This is a genomic window from Allostella sp. (genome assembly GCF_041913585.1).
Lineage (GTDB): Bacteria > Pseudomonadota > Alphaproteobacteria > ATCC43930 > Allostellaceae > Allostella.
The window spans coordinates 1-25,203 of record NZ_JAYSFE010000036.1 but is presented as its reverse complement, the minus strand read 5'-3'; the positions used below and the strand labels follow the sequence as shown (position 1 = coordinate 25,203).

Sequence of the window (25,203 nt, the reverse complement as noted above, 5' to 3'; positions counted from 1 at the left end):
CGCTAGGCTCGGGGGCAGCGCAACGGACGCGAACGGGGAACGGCCGGCATGTACCGCATCGGTGTCGACATCGGGGGCACCTTCACCGACTTCGCCCTCTTCGACGCCGCAGGCGGCCGGATGGCGATCCACAAGCAGCTGACGACCCCGCGCGATCCCTCCGCCGCGGTCCTCGACGGGGTGGCGACGATGCTGGCGGCCAACGGCGTCGCCATCGACCGCGTCCACGACATCGTCCACGGCACGACGCTGGTCACCAACGCCGTCATCGAGCGTCGCGGCGCCGTGACGGGGATGCTGGTGACGGCCGGGTTCCGCGACATCCTCGATATGGGCTACGAGAGCCGCTACGACCTCTACGACCTGCGGCTGCGCTTCCCGCCGCCGATCGTGCCGCGCCGCCTGCGCGCCGAGATCGACGAGCGGATGCGGCCGGACGGCAAGGTCGAGCGCCGGCTCGACCGGGCGTCCGTGCGCGCCGCGGTCGCCGGCCTCAAGGACCAGGGCATCGAGGCACTCGCCGTCTGCCTCCTCCATTCCTACGCCAACCCGGCGCACGAGCAGGCGGTGGCGAAGCTGGTGGCGAAGGAGTTCCCCGACCTCTACGTCTCGACCTCGGCCGACGTCTTTCCCAACATGCGCGAGTTCGAGCGCTGGACGACGACCACCGTCAACGCCTTCACCCAGCCGATGTTCGACCGCTACCTCCGGCGGCTGGAGGACGGGCTGGCGGGCCAGGGCTTCCGCGGCCGCGTCTACATCATGACGTCGAGCGGCGGCACGGTGACGACCGAGACGGCGCGGCGCTACCCGGTCCGGGCGCTGGAGTCCGGGCCGGCCGCGGGCGCGCTGATGTCGGCCCACCACGGTCGCAGCCTCGCGCTCGACGAGGTGCTCGCCTTCGACATGGGCGGCACCACCGCCAAGGGCGCGCTCATCCGCAACGGGCAGCCGCTCAAGAAATACATGATGGAGGTCGCCCGCGTTCACGAGTTCAAGCGCGGCAGCGGCCTGCCGGTGCGGATCCCGGTCATCGACATGATCGAGATCGGCGCCGGCGGCGGCAGCCTCGCCGGCGTCGACGAGCGCGGCCTGCTGCGGGTCGGCCCGAAGAGCGCCAGCGCCGACCCCGGCCCCGCCTGCTACGGCCGCGGCGGCACCGGTGCGACCCTGACCGACGCCAACCTCGTGCTCGGCTATCTCGACGCCGGCTTCTTCCTCGGCGGCGCCATGCGCCTCGACCGCAAGGCGGCCGAGGCGGCGATCCGCGACGCGGTCGCCAAGCCGCTGAAGCTGTCGCTCGCCCGGGCCGCCTGGGGCATCCACGAGGTCATCAACGAGGATGTCGCCCGCGCCTTCCGCATCCACGCGTCGGAGCGCGGCTTCGACTATCGCGGCGCCAGCATGGTGGCGTTCGGCGGCTCCGGCCCGGTCCACGCCATGGCGATCGCCCGCAAGCTGAAGATCCCGCGCGTCGTCTTCCCGGTCGGCGCCGGCGTCATGTCGGCGCTCGGCCTGCTGGCGAGCCCGCTCTCCTTCGAGGTGGCGCGCTCGCGCCGGGTGCATGTCGCCGACCTCGACGCCGCCGCCTTCGCCGACGAGTTCGGCCGTCTCGTCGCCGAGGCGTCGGGCTTCCTCACCCGCGCCGGGGTCGCCGAGGGCGACATCCGGGTGACGCTCCGGCTCGACATGCGCTACCAGGGCCAGGGCCACGACATCGAGGTGACGCTGCCGCAGGCGGGCGACTTCGGCAAGGGCGGCCTCGCCGCCCTCTTCGCCGACCTGCCGCGCCTCTTCGGTGCCGCCTATGCCGAGACCTACCTCGTGAGCTTCCTCGAGGAGCCGATCGAGATCATCAACTGGAAGGTCGAGGCGGCCGGTCCCGCACCGGACTTCACCTCCGGCTACAGCCTCGGCGACCCGCCGTCGGGCGACGCCAAGGCGGCGCTGAAGGGCAGGCGCCGGGTCTATCTGGGCGAGGTCGGGGACTATGTCGAGGTGCCGGTCTACGACCGCTACAAGCTGGCGCCCGGCACCCGCATCGCCGGCCCCTGCGTCGTCGAGGAGCGCGAATCGACCTGCATCGTCGGCAAGGGCGACCGGGCCGAGGTCGACTGGCACTACAACCTCGTCGCCGAACTGGCGCGCTAGGGAGGCGGACCATGGCCAAGCGCAGCAAGGACGCCTTCGACGCCGTCAGCCTCGGCATCCTCTGGGACCGGCTGATCTCGATCACCGACGAGATCGTCTCGACGCTGGTCCGCAGCTCCTTCTCGACCATCGTGTCGGAGAGCTACGACCTGTCCTGCGTCGTCCTCGACGCCGAGGCGAACTCGATCGCCCAGGGCACCATGAGCGTGCCGATCTTCATCGCCAGCGCGCCGGTGACCGCGCGCCACATGCTGGAGCGCTTCCCGCCGGAGACGCTGAAGCCGGGCGACGTCCTCTTCACCAACGATCCCTGGCTCGGCACCGGGCACCTGTTCGACGTGACCCTGCTGCGGCCGGTGTTCCGCCAGGGCCGCATCGTCGCCTACACCATGAGCATCACCCACCTGCCCGACATCGGCGGCATCGGCTTCGGCTCGTCGGCGACCGAGATCTACCACGAGGGCCTGCGCTTCCCGATCTGCAAGCTGGCCGAAGGGGGCAAGGTCGACGAGCGCCTGATCGAGATCATCCGCACCAACGTCCGCGTGCCCGAGCAGGTGGTGGGCGACCTGATGGCGAACGTCGCCTGCAACGAGGTCGGCGGCCGCCAGGTGCTGGAGTTCATGGACGAATACGGCATCGAGGACCTCGGGCCGCTGTCGCGCGCCATCCGCGACCATGCCGAGCGCGCCATGCGCGAGCGCATCCGCGCGACCTTGAAGCCCGGCACCTACCGCAACCGCATCGAGCTCGAGGGGCTGGACGGGCCGATCCGCTTCGCCGTCCGCATCGACATCGCCGGCGACCGGGTGCATTTCGACTTCGACGGCACCGGCCCTTGCGTGCGCGCGGGCATCAACGTGCCCTTCTGCTACACCCGCGCCATGTCGCTCTATTCGGTCAAGACGCTGACCCTGCCGTCGATCCCGAACAATGGCGGCATGGCGGCGCCGATCACCGTCGCGGCGCCGAAGGGCTGCATCCTCGACGCCCAGCCGCCGTTTGCCACCGGCGGCCGGCACGCCATGGGCCATTTCGTCGTGCCGCTGATCTATGGCGCGCTGGCGAAGGCGGCGCCGGACCGGGTGCAGGCCGATTCCGGGATGATGAACCTCGTCACCTTCCAGGGCCGGCACCGCAACGGCCGCGGCGTCTCCACCATCTACTTCGCCGCCGGCGGCTACGGCGCGCTCGACGGCACCGACGGCGCGCCGACCGTGCCGCACCCCTCGAACATGGCCGTCGTCCCGGTCGAGATCTGGGAGACGATCACCAGCACGACCATCGAGCGCAAGGAGCTGCTGGCCGACAGCGGCGGGCCCGGCGCCTGGCGCGGCGGCCTCGGCCAGGAGGTGGTGATCCGCAACGACTCGGGCGGCACCATGACCCTGCTCGGCATGGGCAACCGCACGCAGTTCCCGGCCCGCGGCCTCTTCAAGGGCGGCGACGGGAGCATGCGCATGCACGCGATCGACGGCCGGCCGATCAATGCCAAGGCCCGCGTGGAACTGCCTGCCGGTGCCCGCCTGACCGTCCGCGAGGCCGGCGCCGGCGGCTTCGGCGACCCGGCGAAGCGCGACCCGGAGCGCGTGCTGGCCGACGTCCGCGAGGGCTTCGTCAGCCCGAAGGCGGCCATGCGCGACTATGGCGTCAAGGTCGACCTCGCGCGCGGCACGGCGACCCGGACGGCACCGAAGAAGCGGGTCGGCAAATGAGCACGGACGCGCCCTACGGCCCCTGGAGCGCCGACGTCGCGGATCACCTGATCCGCTACACCGCCAAGGGCTTCCTGCCCGGCATGATCGTCCGCGCCGCGGGCTCTTTCGTCTACGACGCCGACGGCCGCGCGATCCTCGATTTCGCGTCCGGGCAGATGTGCGCGACGCTCGGCCACAATCACCCCGCCGTGGTGGCGGCGATGCAGGACGCGGCGGCCGAGCCGCTGCATCTCTATTCCAACATGCTGTCCCCGTCGGTCGTCGAACTCGCGGTCGAGCTCGCCCGGCTGCTGCCGCCCTCGCTGCAGAAGGCGATGTTCCTGTCGACCGGGAGCGAGGCGAACGAGGCCGCGATCCGCATCGCCAAGCTCGCGACCGGCGGCTTCGAGATCATCGCCATGGGCCATTCCTGGCACGGCATGACCGCCGCCTCCAATGCCAGCACCTATTCCGGCGCGCGCAAGGGCTACGGCCCGGCGATGCCCGGCACCATGGCGCTGCCGCCGCCCAACGGCTATCGCTGCCCGATCCGCCACTGCGCCGACACCTGCGACACGACCTGCCTCGACGTCGGCTTCGAGATGGCGGACATGCAGTCGGTCGGCGCCTTCGCCGCCGTGATGTGCGAGCCCGTCCTCGCCGCGGGCGGCATCGTCGTGCCGCCCGAGGGCTACATGCAGCGCCTGCGCGAGCATTGCGACCGCCGCGGCCTGCTGCTGATCTTCGACGAGGCGCAGACCGCCTTCGGCCGCCTCGGCTCGCAGTTCGTCTTCGAGCAGCAGGGCGTGGAGCCGGACATCCTGACCTTGTCGAAGTCGCTGGGCGGCGGCCTGCCGCTCGCCGCCACGGTGACGAGTGCGGCCATCGAGGCGGACGTGCATGCCAAGGGCTTCCACTTCTACACCTCGCACGTCTCCGACCCCTTCCCGGCCCGCGTCGCGCTCCGGATCCTGCGCCTGATGGCGGCCGAGCGGCTCGTGGAGAAGGCCAAGGCCGACGGCGCCTACTTCCTGGACGGGCTGCGCGCGCTCCAGCAGCGGCACGAGGTCGTCGGCGACGTCCGCGGCCTCGGGCTGCTCGCCGGGGTCGAACTGGTGCAGGACCGGGCGACGAAGACGCCGGCGACGGCGCTCGGTCCGGCGGTCGTCCGTCGCTGCTACGAGATGGGCCTGCAGATCACCCAGTCGGGCGCCGCCCGCGACCCGGCGAGCGGCACCGTCCTCAAGCTCGCGCCGCCGCTGACCGCCAGCCGCGCCGAGATCGACCTCGGCCTCGACATCCTCGACCGGGCGCTGACCGATACCGCGGCGCGGGCGTGATCACTCCGGCCGTACCGGCCGCTCGGTGAAGACGGCGGAGGCGGCCGGCGCGCGCCGGGTCTGGGTCAGCGCGATGTGGATGCCGGCGCCGCAGATCACCGCCGCGCCGATCCAGGTGTAGACGTCCGGCAGCAGGCCGGCGATGGCCCAGCCGATGGCGACCGAGCCGATGATCTGGGCGTACTGGAACGGCGAGACGATGTTCGCCTCGGCATAGGCGAGCGAGCGCACGACGCAGTAGTGGCCGCTGGCGCCAAGCACCCCCAGCCCCAGCATCAGCCCGGCGTCGAGGAGGCTCTTCGGCGTCACCCAGACCCAGGGCACGATCGCCGACATGACGATGGTGCCGACCAGTGCCGAATAGACGACCGAGGTCTCGGGCCGGTCGTGGCCGGCGACCCGGCGGGCGACGATCTGGTAGACGGCGTAGCAGGCGGCGCTGCCGACGATCAGGATCGAGGCCCACTGCACGACCTCGAGCCCCGGCCGGATGACGATCAGCACGCCGGCGAAGCCGATGACGACGGCGGCGAGCCGGGCCCCGCGGATGCGCTCGCCGAGGAATGCCCAGGCGAGCAGGGCGACGAAGAAGGGCGCGGTGAAGCTGATCGCCGCCGCCTTGGCGAGCGGGATGCTCTTGACCCCGAAGAAGAACATCGCCGTCGAGGTGACGAGGCAGATCGAGCCCAGGATCTGCAGCCCGGGCCGCCGCGTCCGCAGGGCGGCGACGCCCTGGCTCGGCAGCAGCCAGAGCAGCGCCACCAGCAGGTGCGAGGCGGTGCGCGCCCAGATGATCTGCTCGGACGGGTAGTCCCGGCTCAGGATCTGGACCAGCCCGTTCATGAACGGGAAGATCATCGCCGAGATGCACATGAAGAGGATGCCGAGCAGCACCCGCCGGTCGCGACCGCCGCGTCCGGCCGTCGCGTCGCCCTTGCCTGCCGCCATCGCCCTTTCCGTTCCGACTAGACCCGAACCCGGGCCTCAGGATGGGGACGGCGCGGGCGGATCGCAACCGTCGATGCCGTCATGGCACCGCAGCAGCAGCGCCTTCGCGCGGTCGATCCCGGCCCGGCTGTCGGCGAGACGACCGATGCGGGCGATCGACAGGCGGCGCCCGGTCGCGCGTCCGTAGGCGGCGACGACGGCGCCGAGGAAGTCCGCGCCGAGGCCGGCGAGGTGGCGGAAGTCCCAGTGCGGATCGGCGATCGTGGCGTCGGCGAAGTCGATGATGCCGGCGAGCCGGGCCGGCCTGCCGGCGACCAGCAGGTTCGCGCGGTGGAGGTCGTGGTGGACGAGGACCGGCGGCAGGGCGTCCTCGCGATCGCGGGCGAGCGCGAACGCGCGGCGCATGTCCCGGTCGAGAGCCGCAGGCGGCAGGGTCCGCTCCGCGAGATCGAGGACACCGGACCAGACGTCCGCCACGACCCCAGCCGCGCCGGCCGCTTCGACCGGGACGGCGTGGAGCGCCGCCAGCACCGCCGCGACGTCCGCCGCCAGTTCCGGCCCGGCATCGGCCGGCTCCGGCATCCGGCCGGGCAGGCGGGCGTGGCACTCCATGACGGGCGGGCCGCCTTGCAGCGGTCGCGGCACCGGAACGGGCAGGCGGTCGCGCACCAGGTCGCACAGGGCGGCCGCGACCCGGAACCGCTCGGCGACGAAGGGGTGGCGGGGAATGCGGACGATGCGCGCGCCGAAGCGCAGCACGACCGACGCGCCGCCGCCGGCCAGCACCTCCGGCGGCTTGGGATCGAGGCCGGGAAAGGCCGCCCGCGCCGCCGAAACGAGATCGGCCGGGACCGGGGTCCCGGCCGACGGCCGACCGGATGTCGCGATCAGCGGGTTTCGACCAGCTCCGGCTCCTTCGCCGGCCCCTCGTCGTCCTTGCGTTCGGCGCGCTTGGGCTCGTCGGGATAGGTGAAGACGAGTTTGCCCTCGACGACGCCGACCCGGACCGTGCCGCCCTTCGACAGGCGGCCGAACAGCAGTTCGTCGGCCAGCGGCTTCTTGATGTGCTCCTGGATGACGCGGCCCAGCGGGCGGGCGCCGTAGAGCCGGTCGTAGCCCTTGGTCGCCAGCCACTTGCGCGCCGCGTCGTCGAGCTCGATCGCGACCTGGCGATCGCCGAGCTGGCCCTCGAGCTGGGCGACGAACTTGTCGACCACCTGGGCGATGATCTCGGGCGTCAGGTGCTGGAAGCCGATGATGGCGTCGAGGCGGTTGCGGAACTCCGGCGTGAAGAGGCGCTTGATCGCCTCCTCGTCGTCGCCCTCGCGCACGCCCGAGCCGAAGCCGATGGCGGCCTTGGCCATGTCGGCGGCGCCGGCATTGGTCGTCATGATGATGATGACGTTGCGGAAATCGACGATCTTGCCGTTGTGGTCGGTCAGCTTCCCGTAGTCCATCACCTGCAGGAGGATGTTGAACAGGTCGGGATGCGCCTTCTCGATCTCGTCCAGCAGCAGGACGCAGTGCGGGTGCTGGTCGATGGCGTCGGTCAGCAGGCCGCCCTGGTCGAAGCCGACATAGCCGGGAGGCGCGCCGATCAGCCGCGAGATGGTGTGGCGTTCCATGTATTCCGACATGTCGAAGCGCTTCATCTCGATGCCGAGCACCCGCGCCAGCTGGCGGGCGACCTCGGTCTTGCCGACCCCGGTCGGGCCGGAGAAGAGATAGGAGCCGATCGGCTTCTCGGGCTCGCGCAGGCCGGCGCGGGCGAGCTTGATGGCGGCGGCCAGCGCCTCGATGGCCGTGTCCTGGCCGAAGACCAGCGTCTTCAGGTCGCGCTCCAGCGTGCGGAGCACGACGCCGTCGTCGCGCGACACGGTCTTGGGCGGGATGCGGGCGATCTTCGCCACCACCGCCTCGACGTCCTTCACCGCGATCGTCTTCTTGCGCTTGCTCTCGGGCACCAGCATCTGGGCGGCGCCGGTCTCGTCGATGACGTCGATCGCCTTGTCGGGCAGCTTGCGGTCGTTGATGTAGCGGGCCGACAGTTCGACCGCCGCCTTGATGGCGTCGTTGGTGTAGCGGACGCGGTGATGGTCCTCGTAGTAGGGCTTGAGGCCCATCAGGATCTTCACCGAATCGTCGAGCGACGGCTCGTTGACGTCGATCTTCTGGAAGCGCCGGACCAGCGCCCGGTCCTTCTCGAAATAGCTGCGGTATTCCTTGTAGGTGGTCGAGCCGATGCAGCGGATGGTGCCGCTGGCGAGTGCGGGCTTCAGCAGGTTGGAGGCGTCCATCGCCCCGCCGCTGGTCGCCCCGGCGCCGATCACCGTGTGAATCTCGTCGATGAAGAGGATGGCGTTGGGCATCGCCTCGAGCTCGCCCAGCACCGCCTTCAGCCGCTCCTCGAAATCGCCGCGGTAGCGGGTGCCGGCGAGCAGCGAGCCCATGTCGAGCGAGTAGATGACGGCCTCGCGCAGCACCTCGGGCACCTCGCCCTGGATGATGCGGCGCGCCAGGCCCTCGGCGATGGCGGTCTTGCCGACCCCCGGATCGCCGACATAGAGCGGGTTGTTCTTCTGCCGGCGGCAGAGGATCTGGATCGTCCGCTCGACCTCGTTCTCGCGGCCGATGAGCGGGTCGATCTTCCCGTTGCGTGCCTTCTTGTTCAGGTTCACGCAGTAAGCGTCGAGCGCCTCGTGTCCCTTTTTCACGACCTTCTCCGCCGCCGCATCCTCGTCGGCCCCCTGGACCCGGCGGGTCTCGCCCTTGCCGGGGACCTTGGCGATGCCGTGCGAGATGTAGTTGACCGCATCGAACCGGGTCATGTCCTGCTCTTGCAGGAAATAGACCGCGTGCGACTCCCGCTCGGCGAACATGGCGACGAGCACGTTGGCGCCCGTCACCTCCTCGCGGCCGGAGGACTGGACGTGGATGGCGGCGCGCTGCAGGACGCGCTGGAAGCTGGCGGTCGGCTTGGCGTCCTCCAGCCGGTTGCTGACGAGGTTGGCGAGTTCGTTGTCGAGATACTCGATGAGCTCGCGCCGCAGGCGGTCGAGGTCGACCCCGCAGGCGCGGAGCACGGCGACGCCGTCACGGTCCTCGGTCAGGGCCAGCAGCAGATGTTCCAGGGTCGCGTATTCGTGCCGGCGCTCGTTGGCGTTGGCCAGCGCCCGATGCAGCGTCTCCTCGAGATTGCGTGACAGCATCGGCTACTCCTTCTCGAGGGTGCATTGCAGGGGGTGCTGGTGCTGGCGGGCGAAATCCATCACCTGGGTCACCTTGGTCTCGGCGACCTCGTAGGTGAAAACGCCGCAGATGCCGACGCCCCGACGGTGGACGTGCAGCATGATGCGGGTCGCCTCCTCGCGCGACTTGGAGAAGAAGCGCTCCAGGACGTGGACGACGAACTCCATCGGCGTGTAGTCGTCGTTCAGCATCAGCACCTTGTACATGGACGGCTTCTTGGTCTTGGGCTTGGTCTTGACGACCACCCCGGTGACCGATCCGTCGTTGCCTCGGCGCTCGTTGTCACTCATCCGCGTACCCGAGGCCCGGCTCGTCGCCGAGCCCGCTCCTTCATCCATGCGACCGGCTGGGACCATGTGGGGATAGAAGGCCGGAAGTCTCCTCGTCCGGGGAATCATATTGCCTTCGGGCGCCGCCAGAAAAGAGCGACGGCGGCGGCGGCGATTAAAACCCGTCCATGCAATGGTCCGGCCAGCCCGCCCGGTTCCCGGTCCGGCCGGCCGCAGGGCCGAAACGGAAACGGCCCGGCGGGGGTGCCGCCGGGCCGTCGCACTCCGTCGATGTCGAGGCCGGTCAGGCGGCCGCGGCCGACTTCGTGATCTTCTCGACGACGACGTTGACGCGGGCGTTGATCGGGGCGAACGCGTCGTTCGCGACCTTGACGCCGATCTCCGACAGCTTCGTCGTCTCGGTGACCATCTGGTCGAAGGCGTTGCGGGCGAACTCGGTCTGCAGGTCCACCAGCTCCTTCAGGGTGCGGGCGCCCATCATGGCCTTCATCGCGGCCATGTTCGACTCCATCCGCGCCTGGGCGTAGCTCATGACTTCCTTGCCGATCACCTCGACGCCCTTGGCGTAGATGGTGCTGGCCTGGACGACCGCGTCGACATTGTCCTTGCCGAGCGCGCTCATCTCGTCGACGCCCTTGGCGACCGCCGTGCGCGCCTTCTCGACCTGCTCCTTGGTGAGGCTGACGGCCTGCTCGTAGCCCTTCTGGGCCGCTTCCTGGCCGACCTTCACGAAGCTGTCGACGATCTCCTTGCCGGCAACCAGGCCGTTCTCGCCGGACTTGGTCATTTCCTCGACCGCCGCGGCGGCCGCCTTGCTCTTCGGGTTCATTCTGGGGTCTCCCTCGGCCTCGGGCCGTTTGTCGATCTCTGGATCGCTCCGCAGCGCCATGGTCCAGCCCTGTCCCGACCGCCATGCTGCACTGCAACACGAGGCCTTATATCGGGCGCGGGAACCGAGGGTCAAGGGTCTGTTGTGCGGTGCAGCATGACGCGACGAACTGTCGCATCGAAGCAGCTTCAGTCCCGATTTTCCGCGACCCGCCGGCGCCACTCGTCGCGGTAGGCCGCCTCCATGGCGCGGGCGAAGTCCGCTGCATCGCACAAGGGCGAGGCGCGGAGCCGCGACGGCAGGCCGGCCCGCAGGCCGTGCAGACGCGCGGCGTCCCGCACCAGGCCCGCCGCGGCCGCGACGTAGCCGCCGGCGTCGGCCGCCGCCAGGTCGTCGAGGCCGAGCGGGCGGAGGATCGCCGCCCCGACCCGCGCGGCGTGACGGTCGCCCGCCAGGGTCACCACCGGCACGCCCATGGCGAGGGCCTCCATGGTCGTCGTCGTGCCGTTGTAGGGGAAGGGATCGAGCGCCACGTCGACGGCGCCATACTGCGCGAGGTGCCCGCCGGTCGCGGCGACCCGGCCCTGGAGGATCAGGCGACGGGGATCGAGCCCGGCCGCCGCGAAACGGGCGCGCCACCAGTCCGCGGTTTCGGGGTCGCCCAGGCCGCGGGCCTTGAGGAAGAGGCGCGCGTCCGGGACGGCGTCGAGGACCGCCGCCCAGACGGCGACCGTGGCCGGCGAGATCTTGGCCAGCGCGTTGAACGAGCCGAAGGTCGGCGGCCCGTCCCCGCGCGGTGCCGGCGCGAAGGGCGGCGGCTCGTAGCACAGGAACGGGCGATCCAGCCGCACCAGCCGTTCGGCGTGGCCCCCGTCGCCGTGCCCGCCGTCGCCGTGCCCGCCGTCACCCTGCCCCGCCGGGTCGCAGACCGCGTCGGTGATCCGGAAATCGATGGCGGTCAGTCCGGTCGTGTTCGGATAGCCGAGCCAGGTCGCCTGCAGCGGCGCCGGCCGCCGCGCGAACACGCCGAGCCGGTTGCCGGCGGTGTGCCCGGCGAGGTCGACCAGCAGGTCGACCGCGTCCGCCCGCACCTGCGCGGCCAGCGCCGTGTCCTCCAGCCCGTGCACGTCGCGCCAGAGGTCGCAGCGGGCGCGGAGCCGCGCGGTCATGTCGTCGGGCTCGGCCAGGTCGGCATAGCCGACGACCTCGACCCGGGAGCGGTCGTGGGCGGCGAGCAGCGGCGCCAGGAACCAGGCGACCGAGTGGGTACGGAAGTCGGGCGAGAGGTAGCCGACCCGCAGCCGGCGCTCCGGATCGCGATCGAAGGAGGTCGCCGGCAGCGGCGGGACGCTGGCCTGGAGGGCCTGCCCCCAGGCGCGGTGCGCCGCCCGGACCGTCGCCGCATCCCGGTCGTCGCGATAGTTGAGGGCGAAGAGCCGGGCCGAGGCCGCCGCGGCATGATCGGGTCGCGCCGCCAGCGCGGCGTCGAGTTCGGCTTCGGCCTCGACCGGACGGCCCTGTTCCAGGCGCACGAAGCCGCGGTGCAGCCGCGCCGCGACGAAGCCGGGGCGGCGCTCCAGCGCCCGGCCGAGCGCCGCGAGGGCCGCCTCGTAGCGGTCGCGCTCGCGTTCCGCGGCCGCGCGGTTGTAGGGAATGTCGGCATCGCCGGGATCGAGTGCCTCGGCCCGCGCGAGCGCTTCCGCGGCGCCGGCCGCATCGCCCGCGGCGAGCCGCGCGAGGCCGAGCGCGGACCATGCCGGCGCGAGCCGCGGCGCGGCGCGCACCGTCTCGTCCAGCAGCGCCAGGGCCGCCCCCTCGTCGCCCACCGCCCGCAGGGCGGCGGCGCGCACCAGCGCCATCTCGGCATCGGCACCGACCCGAACCCGCGCCCGGTCGAGGGTGGCGAGCGCCTCCCGCGGCTGCCCGGTCCGCGCGAGGCAGTCGGCGAGCCCGATCCAGGCCGCGCGGTGGTTCGGGTCGGCCCGGAGCGCGGCCCGGAAGGCCGGCACCGCATCGCCGGCACGGCCCAGCATGGCGAGCGCCGTCCCGCGGTTGGCATGGGCCGCCGCCAGCCGCGGCGCGATCCGTGCCGCCGTCTCCCAGGCGGCGGCGGCCTCGGCGTAGCGGCCGAGCGCCGCCAGGGCGTGACCGCGATCATGGTGGACGGCGGCGTCGCGTGGGGCCAGCGCGGCGGCGCGCTCGAGGGGCGCCAGCGCCTCGTCCGCCCGGCCGGCCTGCAGGGCGACCAGGCCCAGCCGGTGCCAGGCCGGGGCGTGGCCGGGACGCGCAGCCGCCACGGCACGATAGGCCGCTGCCGCCTCCGCCAAGCGTCCGGCGCGGTGCAGGCCGTCGGCGACGGCCATGGCCGGATCGCTCTGCATTGGCCGCTTCACAATCCCGCGCCCCCGATTCGAACTGAGAAAAAGCCATCAATATCACGGGTATCGCCGATTCCGCGTAGACTCGTGTTGAGGAAGGCGGTAAGGGAATCGCGATCGGCGGGACGATGGCGTGCGGGGGGCATCCGATCGTGGCGATCTGGGGACGCTTCGGAGCATTTTTCTTGGCGATCGCGGTGATGGTGGTGGCGCTCGGCGCCGACGCCGCGCCGCGCCGCAAGGCGGCCAAGCCGGTCAAGGAGCGCTACGCCGCCATCATCATGGACGCCCGCACCGGCGAGGTGTTCCACCAGGCGAATGCCGACGCGCCGCGCCATCCGGCGTCGATCACCAAGATCATGACCCTCTACCTCGTCTTCGAGGCGCTGGAACGCGGCCGCCTGAAGATGGACCAGCCACTCCCCGTCTCGGCCTACGCCTCGACCGTCCCCTGGGGCCTGCCGCTCCGGCCGGGCATGACGATCACCGTCGAGGAGGCGATCCTCGGCCTCATCACCAAGTCGGCCAACAACGCCGCCACGGTCATCGCCGAGCACATGGCCGGCTCGGAGCGGGCCTTCGCCCAGACCATGACCGTCCGCGCCCGGCGCCTCGGCATGACCAGCACGACGTTCCGCAATGCCTCCGGGCTGCCCGACCCGCGCCAGATCACGACTGCCCGCGACTTCACGGTGCTGGCCCGCGCGATGCTGCGCGACTACCCGAAATACTACCCGCTGTTCGCCACCCGCGGCTTCACCTTCCGCGGCAACTTCTACCACAACCACAACCGGCTGCTGGACCAGTTCGAGGGGCTGGACGGGATCAAGACCGGCTTCGTCAACGATTCGGGCTTCAACCTCGTCGCCTCGGCCGAGCGCAACGGCCGGCGCCTGATCGGTGTCGTCATGGGCGGCACCACCGCCGCCGGCCGCGACCAGCGGATGGCCGAGCTGCTGAATGCCGGGTTTCAGGCGGCGCCGAGCCGCCGGCCGGACCTCCGCCTCGCGAACCAGCCGGTGATCCCGCCGGCCCTGCCCGAGCTGCGGGAGGCCGCGACCGCGGCCGAGGTCGTCGCCCCGGCGCCGGCCCCGCCCGCGGCGCCGCCGCTGCTCGGCCGCTCGGAGCCGTTGCGGCTGGTCGTCGCCTCGAACGACGCCGCCGGCCGGCTGGCCCAGGCTGCCGTGGCGCGCGAGGAGGTCAGCGACAGCTGGGCGGTCCAGGTCGGTGCCTTCAGCAGCCGCGACGGCGCCGGACGGGCGTTGCGAGCGGCCCAGCAGAAGGCGCCGCGGTTGCAGCGCGACGCCACCTCCTCGGTGATGGCCCATGACGACCGGCTGTACCGGGCCCGCTTCGTCGGTCTCGACGAGCGCGATGCCCGGGCGGTCTGCCGTCAGCTCGGCGAGCGCACCTTTCCCTGCGCCGTGATCCCGCCGGGCCAGTCCTCGGTGGCGCGCGTCAACTGAGGCCGGTCCCGCCGGCCTGGCGTTCGGCCTGCGCCAGCCGCCGGCGCCAGCTCGCCGCCGCCCGCGCGATCGCCGCCGGCGCAACGCCCGATCGCCAGGCCGTCACCCGCGCCAGCGCCGACCCCTTGTGCCGCCCCTGCCACGCCTCGAGGCTCCAGGGCAGCGTCGCCGCGACGGCGCGCCGCGGCAGGAAGGCCCAGGCGGCGACCGGACCGGCCGCCGTCTCGGCATGCACCCGGGCAGCGCGGTAGCCCGCACCTTCGTAGAGCGTCAGGACCGCGGCCGCCTCCGCGTCCAGCCCGTCGGCGAGGAGGCCGGCGACGCGCCCGCCCGGCGCCGGAAGCAGGAACGGATAGGTCCGCCCCCGGCTGCGGCCGCGGCGATGGTCGGCGAGTTCGGCGCCCGCGATCGTCCAGCCGTCGACGGCCGGCCCGCAGAGCGCACGCCGGAGGTCGCCGTCGATGAGAGTGCCGTAAAAAAAGAAGCGCATCGGCCATTGCGATACGCTGAAGCGCACATTCTTGTCACCTCCGTCGGCGGCGGTCCGTGATAGGGTCCGCCCGCCTCCCCCGCTGCCTAGCCGAGGACCGTCCCATGCACCGCATCGTCGCCCTGGCCGCCATCGGTCTCGCGTTCGCCGGCGCCCTGCCGGGCGTCCTGGCTCCCGACGCGATGGCCAAGGACCGCGTCGTCGTCGGCATGCAGGCGGAGCCGCCGGTGCTCGACCCGACGATCAATGCGGCCGCCGCGATCGACAGCATCGTCTCCGGCAACGTCTTCGAGAGCCTGACCCTGATCGACGATCAGGGCGGCGTCACCCCGGGGCTGGCCGAGAGCTGGACGATCTCCGCCGACGGCAAGACCGTGACCTTCCGCCTGCCCGCGAAGGCGACCTTCCACAACGGGCGGGCGCTCACCGCCGAGGACGTGCGCCTGTCCTTCGCGCGCGCCATGGCGGCGGACAGCGTCAATCCGTCGAAACGGATCTTCCAGCCGATCGAAGCGGTCGAGACGCCGGACCCGCGCACGGTGGTCGTCCGGCTGAAGCAGTCCCGCAGCATCTTCCTCTTCACGATGGCGTCGGGCGACGCCTCCATCACCGCCACCGAGACCGTCGAGCAGAACCGCACCCGGCCGGTCGGCAGCGGCCCCTTCCGCTTCAAGGACTGGGTCAAGGGCGATCGCGTCGTGCTGGAGCGCTATCCGGACTATCGCAACGCGGCGAAGATCCGGATGCGCGAGGCGGTGTTCAAGTTCATCCCCGACCCCTCGGCCCAGGTCGCGGCGCTGCTCGCCGGCGACGTCGACGCCTTTCCGGTGATCGGCGCGCCCGAGAGCATGACGCGGTTCCAGCGCGACCCGCGCTTCAAGGTCGTCGTCGGCACCACCGAGGGCGAGGTCATCCTGGCGCTCAACAACGCCCGCAAGCCCTTCGACGACGTCCGCGTCCGCCGGGCGATCAACCACGCGCTCGACCGCAAGGCGGTGATCGACGGCGCCATGTTCGGCTACGGCACCCCGATCGGCAGCCATTTCCCGCCGCATCACCCGGCCTATGTCGACCTGACCGGCCGCTATCCCCACGACATCGCCCGGGCCAAGGCCCTGCTCGCCGAGGCGGGGATGCCCGACGGCTTCGAGGCGACGATCAAGCCGCCGCCCTTCACCTACGCCCGGCGCGGCGCCGAAGTGATCGCGGCCCAGCTCGCCAAGGCGGGGATCCGGGTCAAGATCGAGCCGATCGAATGGGCGCAGTGGCTCGACGTCGTCTACAAGCAGCGCAACTACGACATGACGATCGTCGCCCACACCTCGCCCTACGACATGGACAACTACGTCCGCGGCCCGAACTACTACTACGGCTACCAGAACAAGGAGCTCGATGCGCTGATGCAGCGGATCGACGCGGAGGTCGACCAGCCGAAGCTCCACGCGCTCTACGGCGAGGCCCAGCGCATGATCGCCGAGGACGCCGTGCACGGCTTCCTCTTCCAGCTCGCCAAGACCGGCGTCTATGCGAGCGGGCTGCGCGGCTACGGCCAGAACGAGCCGATCGTCCAGACCGAACTCTGGCAATGGAGCTGGACGAACTGAGGGAGAGGGCGATGCCCGGCTATCCGACCCGGCTCAACATCGGCAGCGGCCGGACCTTCGACGAGACGGCGATCAACATCGACATCCGGGCGAGCGCCGGGCCCGACATCGTCGTCGACGCGAGCCGGCCGGATCTCGTCGGGCTCACCTTCGAGACCCGGCGCTTCGGTCCGGTGGAGCTGACGGCCGGCGGGTTCGAGCACATCACCGCCTCGCATGTCCTGGAGCATGTCCCGAACGTCGTCGAACTGATGGGCAACTGCCTCGCGCTGCTCCGCGACGGCGGCGAGATGGCCGTCCGGGTGCCCTACGACCTCGCCTACGGCGCCTGGCAGGACCCGACCCATGTCCGCGCCTTCAACGAGCACAGCTGGCTCTACTACACCGACTGGCACGCCATGATCGGCTGGGAGGAGAGCCGGTTCGACACCGTCGACCTGCAGCTCGTGCTGAGCCGCTCGGGGATGGCGCTCCGCAAGGAGGGCATGGCCATCGAGAAGATCCGGATGCAGCCGCGCGCGGTCAACGAGATGGCGGTCGTCCTGCGCAAGCGGCCGGTGACCGAGGCCGAACGGGCGAGCAGCCTCGCGGCGACGCGCGGGCACCTGGAGAAGTTTCCGGAACTGGCGGTCCCGCTGCCGGCGCGGCCCGCCCGCCGGGCGCCCGCCGGCGCCCGGCGCTATCTCGACCTGCTGACCGCCTGCATCGGGGAACTCGCGCGCGACCCCGACCTCGCCACGATCGCCGCCACGGCCGGGGACGCGCTCGATGCCGGCATTGCCGGCGACTTCCTCGCGGTCGGCGACCTCGCCTGCGGCGCCATGCTGGCCGGCGTGCGGGCGGGCCGGGATGCACCCGGCCGGACCTGGATCGCCCTGCCGGCGGCCGAAGCGGCGCCGGCCGGCGGCACCCTCGCGCGCCTACGGCTCGACGGCGAGGCGGTGCGCGTCCTGGCCGGCCCGACCGACGACACGCTGCCGGTGGCGCCCTTCGAGCGGCTGGCGCTCCTGGCCGTCGACCCCGACGCGGCGGCGCTGGACCAGGTGCTGCCGCGCGTCTTCGACCGGCTGGTGCCGGGCGGCACCCTGCTGACGCGACCGGCCGGCGCCGCGGCGCTCGCGCGCTTCCTCGCCCGGCGCGAGATCGCCGGCGACGGCCCGGCCGCCGCGGGCGACTGGCTCGTCTGGCGCCGCCCGCCGCAGGCGGCTTGACGGAGACAGGCCCCGGCCTTAGCCCCTTCCGCCGCGATGGCACTCTTCCTCCTGCGACGATTCGGCACCCTGGTGGGGACGCTGCTGGCGGCCTCGCTCGTCGTCTTCCTGGTGCTGGAGGTGCTGCCGGGGGATCCGGCGCAGGTGATGCTGGGGGTCGACGCCCAGCCCGACACGCTGGAGGCCCTCCGCCGCAAGCTCGGCCTCGATCGGCCGCCGGTCGAGCGCTACCTCGCCTGGGTGGTCGGGCTCGCGACCGGCGACCTCGGGACCAGCTACACCTACTCCGTGCCGGTGGCCGAACTGATCGCCGAACGCCTGGTGCTGACCGTGCCGCTCGCCCTCATCGCCATGGCCCTGACGGTGGCGATCGCGCTCGGCCTCGGCCTCTACGCCGCCAGCCACCACGGCCGTCCCGGCGACTGGGGCGTGATGGCGTTCGGACAGATCGGCATCGCCATCCCGAACTTCTGGTTCGCGATCCTGCTGATCCTCTATTTCTCGGTCCATCTCGGCTGGTTCTCGGCCGGCGGCTTCCCGGGCTGGGACGCCGGCGTGCTGCCGGCCCTGCAGTCGCTGCTGCTGCCGGCGGTGTCGCTGGCGATCGTCCAGGCGGCGATCCTCGCCCGGGTCACCCGGTCTTCGGTGCTGGAGGTGCTGCGCGAGGATTTCGTCCGCACGGCGCGGGCGAAGGGACTGTCGCGGCGGCAGGCGCTGTGGCGGCACGTCCTGCGCAACGCGCTGATCCCGGTCGTGACCATCATGGGCCTGCAGTTCGCCAACCTCCTGACCGGCACCATCATCATCGAGAACGTGTTCTACCTGCCGGGGGTCGGCCGGCTGGTGTTCCAGGCGATCACCCAGCGCGACCTGATCGTGGTCAAGGACGTGGTGGTGCTGATCGCCGCCCTCGTCGTCATCGTCAACTTCCTGGTCGACGTGCTCTATGCCGTCATCGACCCGCGCCTGCGGACGCAGCGATGAGCGCCACCCTCGCCCGCGCCTTCCGCCACCGCAGCTTCGCGATCGGCGCCGTCCTGACCGGAATCGTCGTCCTCGCCGCGCTGCTGTCGCTGGTCTGGACGCCGTGGTCGGCGACCGAGCTCGCGGTGCCGCGCAAGCTGCGCCCGCCATCGGCCGAGCATCTCTTCGGCACCGACCATTTCGGCCGCGACATCCTGTCGATGGTGATGGTGGGCGCCCGCAACTCGATCGTCGTCGGCATCGTCGCCGTCGCCATCGGCTGCTCGGCCGGCACTGCGCTCGGGCTGCTCGCCGCCGCCCGCCGCGGCTGGACCGAGGAGCTGGTGATGCGCTTCTCCGACTTCACCTTCGCCTTCCCCGCCATCCTGTCGGCGATCATGATCACCGCCCTGCTCGGGCCCGGCACCGTCAATTCCATCCTCGCCATCGGCATCTTCAACGTGCCGGTGTTCGCCCGGCTGGCACGCGGGGCGGCCGCCAGCATCTGGGCGCGGGACTTCATCCTGGCGGCGCGCGCCGCCGGCAAGGGCACGGCCAGGATCACGGTCGAGCATGTGCTGCCCAACATCCTCTCGATCGTCATCGTCCAGGCGACGATCGCGTTCGCGCTGGCCATCCTGGCCGAGGCCGGGCTCTCCTATCTCGGGCTCGGCACCCAGCCGCCGCAGCCGAGCTGGGGCCGGATGCTGAACGACGCGCAGACCTTCATGTACGACGCCCCCTACCTCGCGATCTTTCCCGGCCTCGCGATCGCGGTCGCGGTGCTCGGCCTCAACCTGCTGGGGGACGGGCTGCGCGACCTGATCGACCCCCGCCTCGCGCGCAAGCGATGACGCTGCTCCAGGTCGAGGACCTCACCGTCGCGCTGCCGACGCAGCGCGGCTGGGCGCGCGCGGTGCGCGACCTTTCCTTCACCCTCGACCGCGGCCAGACCCTGGGCCTCGTCGGCGAGTCCGGCTGCGGCAAGTCGATGACGGCGCTCGCCCTGATGGGGCTCCTGCCCGAGGGCGCCCGCGCCTCGGGCCGGATCGCGCTCGACGGCGAGGACCTGCTGATGCTCGAGGAAGGCGAGATGTGCCGTATCCGCGGCAACCGCATCGGCATGATCTTCCAGGAGCCGATGACGGCGCTCAACCCGCTGCAGCCGATCGGCCGCCAGGTGTCGGAGCCCCTGCGCCTGCATCGCGGCCTCGGCCGCGCCGAGGCGGAGCGCGAGGCGGTGCGGCTGCTCGACCGGGTCGGCCTGCCGAACCCGGCCCAGCGCGCCCACGCCCATCCGCACCAGCTCTCCGGCGGGCAGCGGCAGCGCGCCATGATCGCCATGGCGCTCGCCTGCGAACCCGACCTCCTGGTCGCCGACGAGCCGACGACCGCCCTCGACGTCACCATCCAGGGTCAGATCCTCGACCTCGTGACGGAACTGGTCGACGAGCGCGGCATGGCGCTCATCCTCATCACCCACGATCTCGGCGTCATCGCCGAGACGGTCGACCGGGTGATCGTGATGTATGGCGGTGCCGGGGTCGAGGAGGCGGAGACCGACGCGCTCTTCGCCTACCGCGCCCATCCCTACAGCCAGGGCCTGTTCGCCGCCCTGCCGCAGATCGGGCTCGCCCGCGGTACAAGGCTGGAGCCGATCCCCGGGACCGTGCCCGACCTCGCCGACCTGCCGGAGGCCTGCACCTTCGTCGACCGCTGCCCGATCGCCGTCGGCGCCTGCCGCGCCGCGCCGCCGCCGCCGCTTGCGGTCGCGGCCGGGCATCGGGCACGCTGCATCCGCCTCGACGAGGCGCGCCAACGGAGCATGCGATGACGGCCGAAGCCGGCCCCTCCGGCGCTGGGACCCCGGTCCTGCGGGCGACGGGCCTCCATCGCCGCTACCCGCTGCCGCGGCGGACGCTGTTCGGCCCGCGCGAGAGCGTCCATGCGGTCAACGGCGTCGACCTCGCGATCGCCGAGCGCGACAGCCTCGGCATCGTCGGCGAGTCCGGCTGCGGCAAGTCCACGCTGGCGCGCCTCGCCATGGGACTGGAGCCGCCGACCGCCGGCACGGTCGAGATCCGCGGCGAGAACCTCGCGACCGCCGACGGGCCGGCGCTGAAGCGCCTGCGCCGCAGCTTCCAGATGGTGTTCCAGGACCCCTACGGCTCGCTCAACCCGCGCCACACGGTCGGCCGCATCGTCGCCGAGCCGATCGATGCGCTGGAGGCCGTCGACGACCGCGCCGACCGCGTCGAGGAGGTGCTGCGCGCCGTCGGCCTGCGGCCGGCGGACACCGGCAAGTACCCGCACGAGTTCTCGGGCGGCCAGCGCCAGCGCATCGCCATCGCCCGCGCGCTGGTCACCCGGCCGGCCCTGATCGTGCTCGACGAGCCGGTCTCGGCCCTCGACGTCTCGGTGCAGGCGCAGGTACTCAACCTGCTCAAGGACCTCCAGGCGCAGTACGGCCTCGCCTACATGCTCATCAGCCACGATCTCGGCGTCGTCGACTATGTCTGCCGGCAGGTCGCGGTCATGTATCTCGGCCGGATCGTCGAGGAGGGCCCGGCCTCCCTGCTCTTCGAGCGCCCCGCGCACCCCTACACCCAGGCGCTCCGCGCGGCGGTGCCGAACGTCGCCGGGGCCGGCCGGCGCCGGCGGCGCCCGCGCCTCCAGGGCGGGGTTCCGAGCCAGACGCGGCTGCCCGCCGGCTGCGCCTTCGCCGACCGCTGCCCGATGGCCGAGGCGCGCTGCCGGGCCGAGGTGCCGCTGCTGCGCGAGGTCGCGCCCGGCCAGCGCGCGGCCTGCCACCTGGCGTGACGGCCGCTACCGGCGCCGGCCGCGCCCGGAGAACGTCTCCCCCAGCACGATGACGAGGCTGCACAGCGCCACCAGGACGATCGAGATCGCGGCGGCGCTCGGCAGGTCGGTGCCGGTCTCGGAAATCTTGCTGTAGAGCAGCAGCGGAAGGATGTTGACCTGGGTCCCGACCAGGGCCAGCGCCGTGCCGTAGGCGCCGATGGCGACCGCCGCCGTCAGGCAGTAGGCGGCGAGCAGACTGGGGACGATCTGCGGCAGCAGGATGTCGACCGTGGTCCGCACCCGCCCCGCGCCCAGCGACCGCGCCGCCGCGATCTGGGCCGGATCGAAGTTGCGGAGCGCCGGCAGCACGATCAGGACCACCCGGGGGATGAGGTAGTAGGAATAGGCGAGGCCGAGGCCGACCGGGCTGAAGATCAAGGCGCCGACCACCGCCGGGTCGAAGCCGGCGAAGGCCAGGATCTGGGTCACGAACCCGGCGCGGCCGAGCAGCAGGATGAAGCCGTAGGCGACGATCAGGCCGGAGAAGGTCAGCGGCAGGGAGATGGCGAAGAGCGCCGCCGTCCGCCTGCCCGGCGACATCCGGGCGAGCGCCGTCGCCACCAGGAACCCCACGACCAGCGAGAAGCCGGGCGCCACGGTGCCGAGCAGCAGGCTGCCGCCGAGCCCGTTCCAGAAGACGGGATCGGACGGCAGCGCGGCGAAGGCGACGCCGCCGTCCGACCATGCCTCGGCCAGGATCAGGCCGAGCGGCAGCACGAAGAAGAGCGCGAAGACGGCGACGCCCGGCGCCGCGAAGGCCAGCAGCACCGGGCGTGGAGCGAGCGCCGTCATCGCCTTGGCCGGCGGATCAGCGGCCGAGCACGGCCTTGGCCCAGCCGGCGTCGATCTCCGCCTTCTTGGCGGTCGCCTTGGCGATGTCGACCGGCTTCAGCTGGGGCGCGGGCGGCAGCTTGTCGGCGACGCCGGCGGGCAGGGCGACCCCCGGGACCGACGGGCGCACGAAGCCCTCGGCGAAGATGCCCTGGCCCTTCTCGGTCATGATGAAGTTCAGCCACAGCTTGCCGGCGTTCGGGTTCGGCCCGCCCTTGACGAGGCTGATCGCGTAGGGTGCCGCGGCCGAGGCCTCCTTCGGCATCACCACCGCGACGCTGTCGCCCATGCCGTCGACATGCTTGGCCTTCAGCCCGTCGTTCTCGTAGCCGATCCAGATCGGGATCTCGCCCTTGAGGAACTGGGCATAGGGGGTGGTGCCGACGGTGCGCAGCACGTTGCCCGCCTTCGACAGCTTGCCCAGGTACTCGAGCCCGGGCTGGACGTTGTCCATGTCACCGCCGTTGCCGAAGGCGGCGGCGAAGGCGACGACCTGCCCCTGCCCGGTCGAACGCGGGTCGAGATAGACGACGGCGTTCTTGTAGTCGGGCTTCAGCAGGTCGGCCCAGCTTGTCGGCACCGTCTTCACCAGCTTGGTGTTGACGAGGAAGGCGACGTTGAGCGTGTGGATGGTGAACCACTGGCCGGCCGGATGGCGGAACGGCTCGGGCAGCTTCTCGAAATTGACCGGCTTGAAGTCGGCGACGACGCCCTTGGCCACCGCGTCGAGCGCCGAGGCGGCGAAGTAGTAGGCGGTGTCCGCCTGCGGCCGGTTGCGCGCCTTGTCGAGCGCCACCACCGTCGCCGCCGAGCCGAGGTCGTTGTAGACCATCTCGATGCCGGGGTAGCGCGCCTGGAAGGCCTTGAACTGGGCCGCCCAGTTGGCCCAGGTCGGGCCCGTGTCGAAGGAGACGACGATCCCCTCCTTCTGCGCCGACTGGTAGAGCGCGCGCTCGCCGGCATAGAGCTCCGGCCCGTCGAAGGCCCGGGCGGCCGGCGAAAGAGCCAGGGCGGCGGCGATCGCCGGCCCGAGAATCCGCATCGTCATGGGTCAGGTCCTTCCTTCGTGGGTGGAGGCGGGGTGGGGCAGAAGCCGGATCGCGTCCGGCGGGATCTCGACCGCCGCCACCGCGTCCCGGGAATGGGTCTCGAGCAGCACGAGGCCGCCCGCGACCGCGAAGTCGACCCGCCGCGCGGCGCCGAGGAAACGGTCGGCGACGACGCGTCCGGGCAGCACGCCGGGCCGGCCGGCTGCGGCCGCGGCCAGCGGCCGCACACGCTCGGGCCGCACCAGCACCATGACCGCCGCACCCGCGGCGTCGGAGCCGGTGTCGCAGGCGAGTTCGCCCAGCGCCGTGCGCACCCGGCCCGGGCCGGCGACGGTGGCCGGCCACAGGTTCGACTGGCCGACGAAGGCCGCGATCTCGGCGTCCGCCGGCCGGTCGTAGAGCTCGCGCGGGCTGGCGACCTGGACCAGCCGGCCGGCGCGCATGACGCAGACGCGGTCGGCGATCGACAGCGCCTCCTCCTGGTCGTGGGTGACGAGGAGGGTGGCGATCGCGGCCTCGCGCTGGATGCGCCGGATCTCGTCGCGCATGCCGGCGCGGAGGCCGGGATCGAGCGCCGACAAGGGCTCGTCGAGGAGCAGTCCGTGCGGCCGGAAGACGAGCGCGCGCGCCAGCGCGACGCGCTGCTGCTGGCCGCCCGACAGCGCCGCCGGATGGTGCCCGGCGCGTTCGGCCAGACCGACCCGGGCCAGCATCTCGGCCGCCCGGCGCCGCCGCTCGCTCCGCCCGAGGCCGCGCACCTTCAGCGGATAGGCGACGTTTTCGAGTGCCGTCATGTGCGGGAAGAGCGCGTAGGACTGGAAGACGACGCCGAGGTCGCGCCCCTCGGCCGGCAGCGCCGTCATGTCGCGGCCGCCGATGGCGATCCGGCCGCGGTCCGGCCGCACGAAGCCCGCCAGGAGCTTCAGCATCGTCGTCTTGCCCGATCCCGACGGGCCGATCACCGCCACCAGTTCGCCCTCGCCGATCGCCAGCTCGATGTCGAAGACGCCGGCGTCGCCGCCCGGATAGCGGTAGGACACGCCCTCGTAGGCCAGCATCGCGGTCATGTGGCGCGCGCCAGCCGCGCCGTGCCGCCGCTCAGCAGCGAGGCCGTCACCGCCAGCACCAGCAGCACCACGGTCGCGGCACAGGCGAACCCGGTCGCGCCGTAGAAGGCCTGGAGCAGGACGATCGGGTAGGTCCGCGACAGGAAGCCGGCGACGAGGTTGGAGAGCTGGAACTCGCCGATCGAGAGGGCGGCCACGGTCAGCATCGAGGACAGCAGGCTGGCGCCGACCATCGGCAGGACGACATCCAGGAAGCGCGCCCGGAACGGCGCTCCCAGCGTCGCCGCCGCCTGCTCGAACTCCGCCAGACGAAGCTGCTGCATGTCGGCGGCGAGCGTGTTGACCGTATAGGGCAGGGTCAGGACGACATGGCCCGCCACCAGGAGCCAGAAGCTCCCGAGCCAGGGCAGCGTGTCCGACGAGAAGACCAGGATGAAGCCGAAGGCCAGCACCAGGTCCGGCACCGCGATCGGCAGCAGGGTGACGAGGCGGGCGGCGAGGCGCACCCCGCGCCGGGCCGCCGACTGGATCGCGTAGGCGAGGGGCAGGCCGATCAGGACGTTGAGGAGGCAGGTCAGGCCGACCACCTCGAGGCTGGTGACGAAGGCGCGGCGGAAGCTGGGGTCGCTCGCGACCTCGATATACCAGCGGCCGGTGAAGCCCGACGGCAGCAGCGAGTTGCTCCAGCTCTCGCCGAACGAGCCGACGAGCAGCAGCGCCATCGGGGCGAAGAGGAAGAGCAGGTAGACAATCGTGACGAATGCCATGGCCGCTCCGT

Annotated in this window: 21 protein-coding genes; 10 read left to right on the top strand and 11 right to left on the bottom strand. The window is 72.0% G+C overall.

The window, feature by feature from the left end; all coding sequences use genetic code 11:
• The first annotated feature begins 48 nt into the window (after positions 1–48).
• The 3 genes from ACE3Q3_RS09360 to ACE3Q3_RS09350 are packed head-to-tail and all read left to right on the top strand — an operon-like array spanning position 49 to position 5,188.
• Positions 49–2,151, top strand: coding sequence for a hydantoinase/oxoprolinase family protein (locus ACE3Q3_RS09360; RefSeq protein ID WP_374444900.1), 2,103 nt, complete (start codon positions 49–51; stop codon positions 2,149–2,151).
• An 11-nt stretch (positions 2,152–2,162) separates the two neighbouring features.
• The gene (locus tag ACE3Q3_RS09355) at positions 2,163–3,866 is read left to right on the top strand and encodes a hydantoinase B/oxoprolinase family protein (protein WP_374444897.1); all 1,704 of its coding nucleotides are present in this window, start codon (positions 2,163–2,165) and stop codon (positions 3,864–3,866) included.
• Entirely contained in the window at positions 3,863–5,188 is a 1,326-nt protein-coding gene (locus ACE3Q3_RS09350) for an aspartate aminotransferase family protein (protein ID WP_374444895.1), read from the top strand. Before ACE3Q3_RS09355 ends, ACE3Q3_RS09350 begins: the two co-directional genes overlap by 4 nt.
• Here ACE3Q3_RS09350 and ACE3Q3_RS09345 read toward each other — a convergent pair whose 3' ends face one another.
• From ACE3Q3_RS09345 to ACE3Q3_RS09320, 6 genes are all read right to left on the bottom strand, one after another.
• Positions 5,189–6,136, bottom strand: coding sequence for a DMT family transporter (locus ACE3Q3_RS09345; RefSeq protein ID WP_374444892.1), 948 nt, complete (start codon positions 6,134–6,136; stop codon positions 5,189–5,191).
• A 36-nt stretch (positions 6,137–6,172) separates the two neighbouring features.
• A complete protein-coding gene (locus ACE3Q3_RS09340) occupies positions 6,173–6,922 on the bottom strand; it encodes a phosphotransferase family protein (protein WP_374444890.1) in 750 nt (249 codons plus the stop codon).
• A gap of 101 nt (positions 6,923–7,023) precedes the next feature.
• Positions 7,024–9,345: an ATP-dependent Clp protease ATP-binding subunit ClpA gene (gene clpA / locus ACE3Q3_RS09335; RefSeq protein ID WP_374444887.1), complete on the bottom strand. Its 2,322-nt coding sequence runs from the start codon at positions 9,343–9,345 to the stop codon at positions 7,024–7,026.
• Positions 9,346–9,348: 3 nt separating this feature from the next.
• Positions 9,349–9,675: an ATP-dependent Clp protease adapter ClpS gene (gene clpS, locus ACE3Q3_RS09330; RefSeq protein WP_374444885.1), complete on the bottom strand. Its 327-nt coding sequence runs from the start codon at positions 9,673–9,675 to the stop codon at positions 9,349–9,351.
• A 283-nt stretch (positions 9,676–9,958) separates the two neighbouring features.
• Positions 9,959–10,504, bottom strand: coding sequence for a phasin family protein (locus tag ACE3Q3_RS09325; protein ID WP_374444882.1), 546 nt, complete (start codon positions 10,502–10,504; stop codon positions 9,959–9,961).
• Between the two features lie 188 nt (positions 10,505–10,692).
• Entirely contained in the window at positions 10,693–12,885 is a 2,193-nt protein-coding gene (locus ACE3Q3_RS09320; RefSeq protein ID WP_374444879.1) for a tetratricopeptide repeat protein, read from the bottom strand.
• Positions 12,886–13,067: 182 nt separating this feature from the next.
• Between ACE3Q3_RS09320 and ACE3Q3_RS09315 the strand changes: the two genes are divergently transcribed.
• Positions 13,068–14,348: a D-alanyl-D-alanine carboxypeptidase gene (locus ACE3Q3_RS09315; RefSeq protein ID WP_374444878.1), complete on the top strand. Its 1,281-nt coding sequence runs from the start codon at positions 13,068–13,070 to the stop codon at positions 14,346–14,348.
• On the opposite strand, the gene ACE3Q3_RS09310 is transcribed toward ACE3Q3_RS09315, so the two are convergent.
• A complete protein-coding gene (locus ACE3Q3_RS09310; protein WP_374444876.1) occupies positions 14,341–14,838 on the bottom strand; it encodes a gamma-glutamylcyclotransferase family protein in 498 nt (165 codons plus the stop codon). The two genes, ACE3Q3_RS09315 and ACE3Q3_RS09310, sit on opposite strands and share 8 nt — an antisense overlap.
• Positions 14,839–14,942: 104 nt before the next feature.
• Between ACE3Q3_RS09310 and ACE3Q3_RS09305 the strand changes: the two genes are divergently transcribed.
• Genes ACE3Q3_RS09305 through ACE3Q3_RS09280 form a run of 6 tightly spaced genes read left to right on the top strand, consistent with a single transcriptional unit; the run spans position 14,943 to position 21,436 of the window.
• Positions 14,943–16,442: an ABC transporter substrate-binding protein gene (locus tag ACE3Q3_RS09305; RefSeq protein ID WP_374444874.1), complete on the top strand. Its 1,500-nt coding sequence runs from the start codon at positions 14,943–14,945 to the stop codon at positions 16,440–16,442.
• An 11-nt stretch (positions 16,443–16,453) separates the two neighbouring features.
• Complete coding sequence (locus ACE3Q3_RS09300) at positions 16,454–17,653, top strand: methyltransferase domain-containing protein (protein ID WP_374444872.1); 1,200 nt, start codon at positions 16,454–16,456, stop codon at positions 17,651–17,653.
• A 36-nt stretch (positions 17,654–17,689) separates the two neighbouring features.
• A complete protein-coding gene (locus ACE3Q3_RS09295; protein WP_374444870.1) occupies positions 17,690–18,637 on the top strand; it encodes an ABC transporter permease in 948 nt (315 codons plus the stop codon).
• Positions 18,634–19,470, top strand: a complete 837-nt coding sequence (locus tag ACE3Q3_RS09290; RefSeq protein ID WP_374444868.1) for an ABC transporter permease — start codon at positions 18,634–18,636, stop codon at positions 19,468–19,470. The genes ACE3Q3_RS09295 and ACE3Q3_RS09290 overlap by 4 nt, the downstream gene beginning before the upstream one ends.
• Entirely contained in the window at positions 19,467–20,450 is a 984-nt protein-coding gene (locus ACE3Q3_RS09285; protein WP_374444865.1) for an ABC transporter ATP-binding protein, read from the top strand. The genes ACE3Q3_RS09290 and ACE3Q3_RS09285 overlap by 4 nt, the downstream gene beginning before the upstream one ends.
• Complete coding sequence (locus ACE3Q3_RS09280) at positions 20,447–21,436, top strand: ABC transporter ATP-binding protein (RefSeq protein WP_374444862.1); 990 nt, start codon at positions 20,447–20,449, stop codon at positions 21,434–21,436. Before ACE3Q3_RS09285 ends, ACE3Q3_RS09280 begins: the two co-directional genes overlap by 4 nt.
• A 6-nt stretch (positions 21,437–21,442) precedes the next feature.
• On the opposite strand, the gene ACE3Q3_RS09275 is transcribed toward ACE3Q3_RS09280, so the two are convergent.
• The 4 genes from ACE3Q3_RS09275 to ACE3Q3_RS09260 all read right to left on the bottom strand — a co-directional run.
• Positions 21,443–22,270 carry an ABC transporter permease gene (locus ACE3Q3_RS09275; RefSeq protein WP_374444860.1) on the bottom strand — a complete coding sequence of 276 codons (828 nt, stop codon included), beginning with the start codon at positions 22,268–22,270 and terminating at the stop codon, positions 21,443–21,445.
• 16 nt (positions 22,271–22,286) lie between these two features.
• The gene (locus ACE3Q3_RS09270) at positions 22,287–23,357 is read right to left on the bottom strand and encodes an extracellular solute-binding protein (RefSeq protein WP_374444858.1); all 1,071 of its coding nucleotides are present in this window, start codon (positions 23,355–23,357) and stop codon (positions 22,287–22,289) included.
• A gap of 3 nt (positions 23,358–23,360) precedes the next feature.
• Entirely contained in the window at positions 23,361–24,425 is a 1,065-nt protein-coding gene (locus ACE3Q3_RS09265) for an ABC transporter ATP-binding protein (protein ID WP_374444856.1), read from the bottom strand.
• The coding region (locus ACE3Q3_RS09260; RefSeq protein ID WP_374444854.1) for an ABC transporter permease at positions 24,422–25,203 on the bottom strand (782 nt) is incomplete at its 5' end. The genes ACE3Q3_RS09265 and ACE3Q3_RS09260, both read right to left, overlap by 4 nt.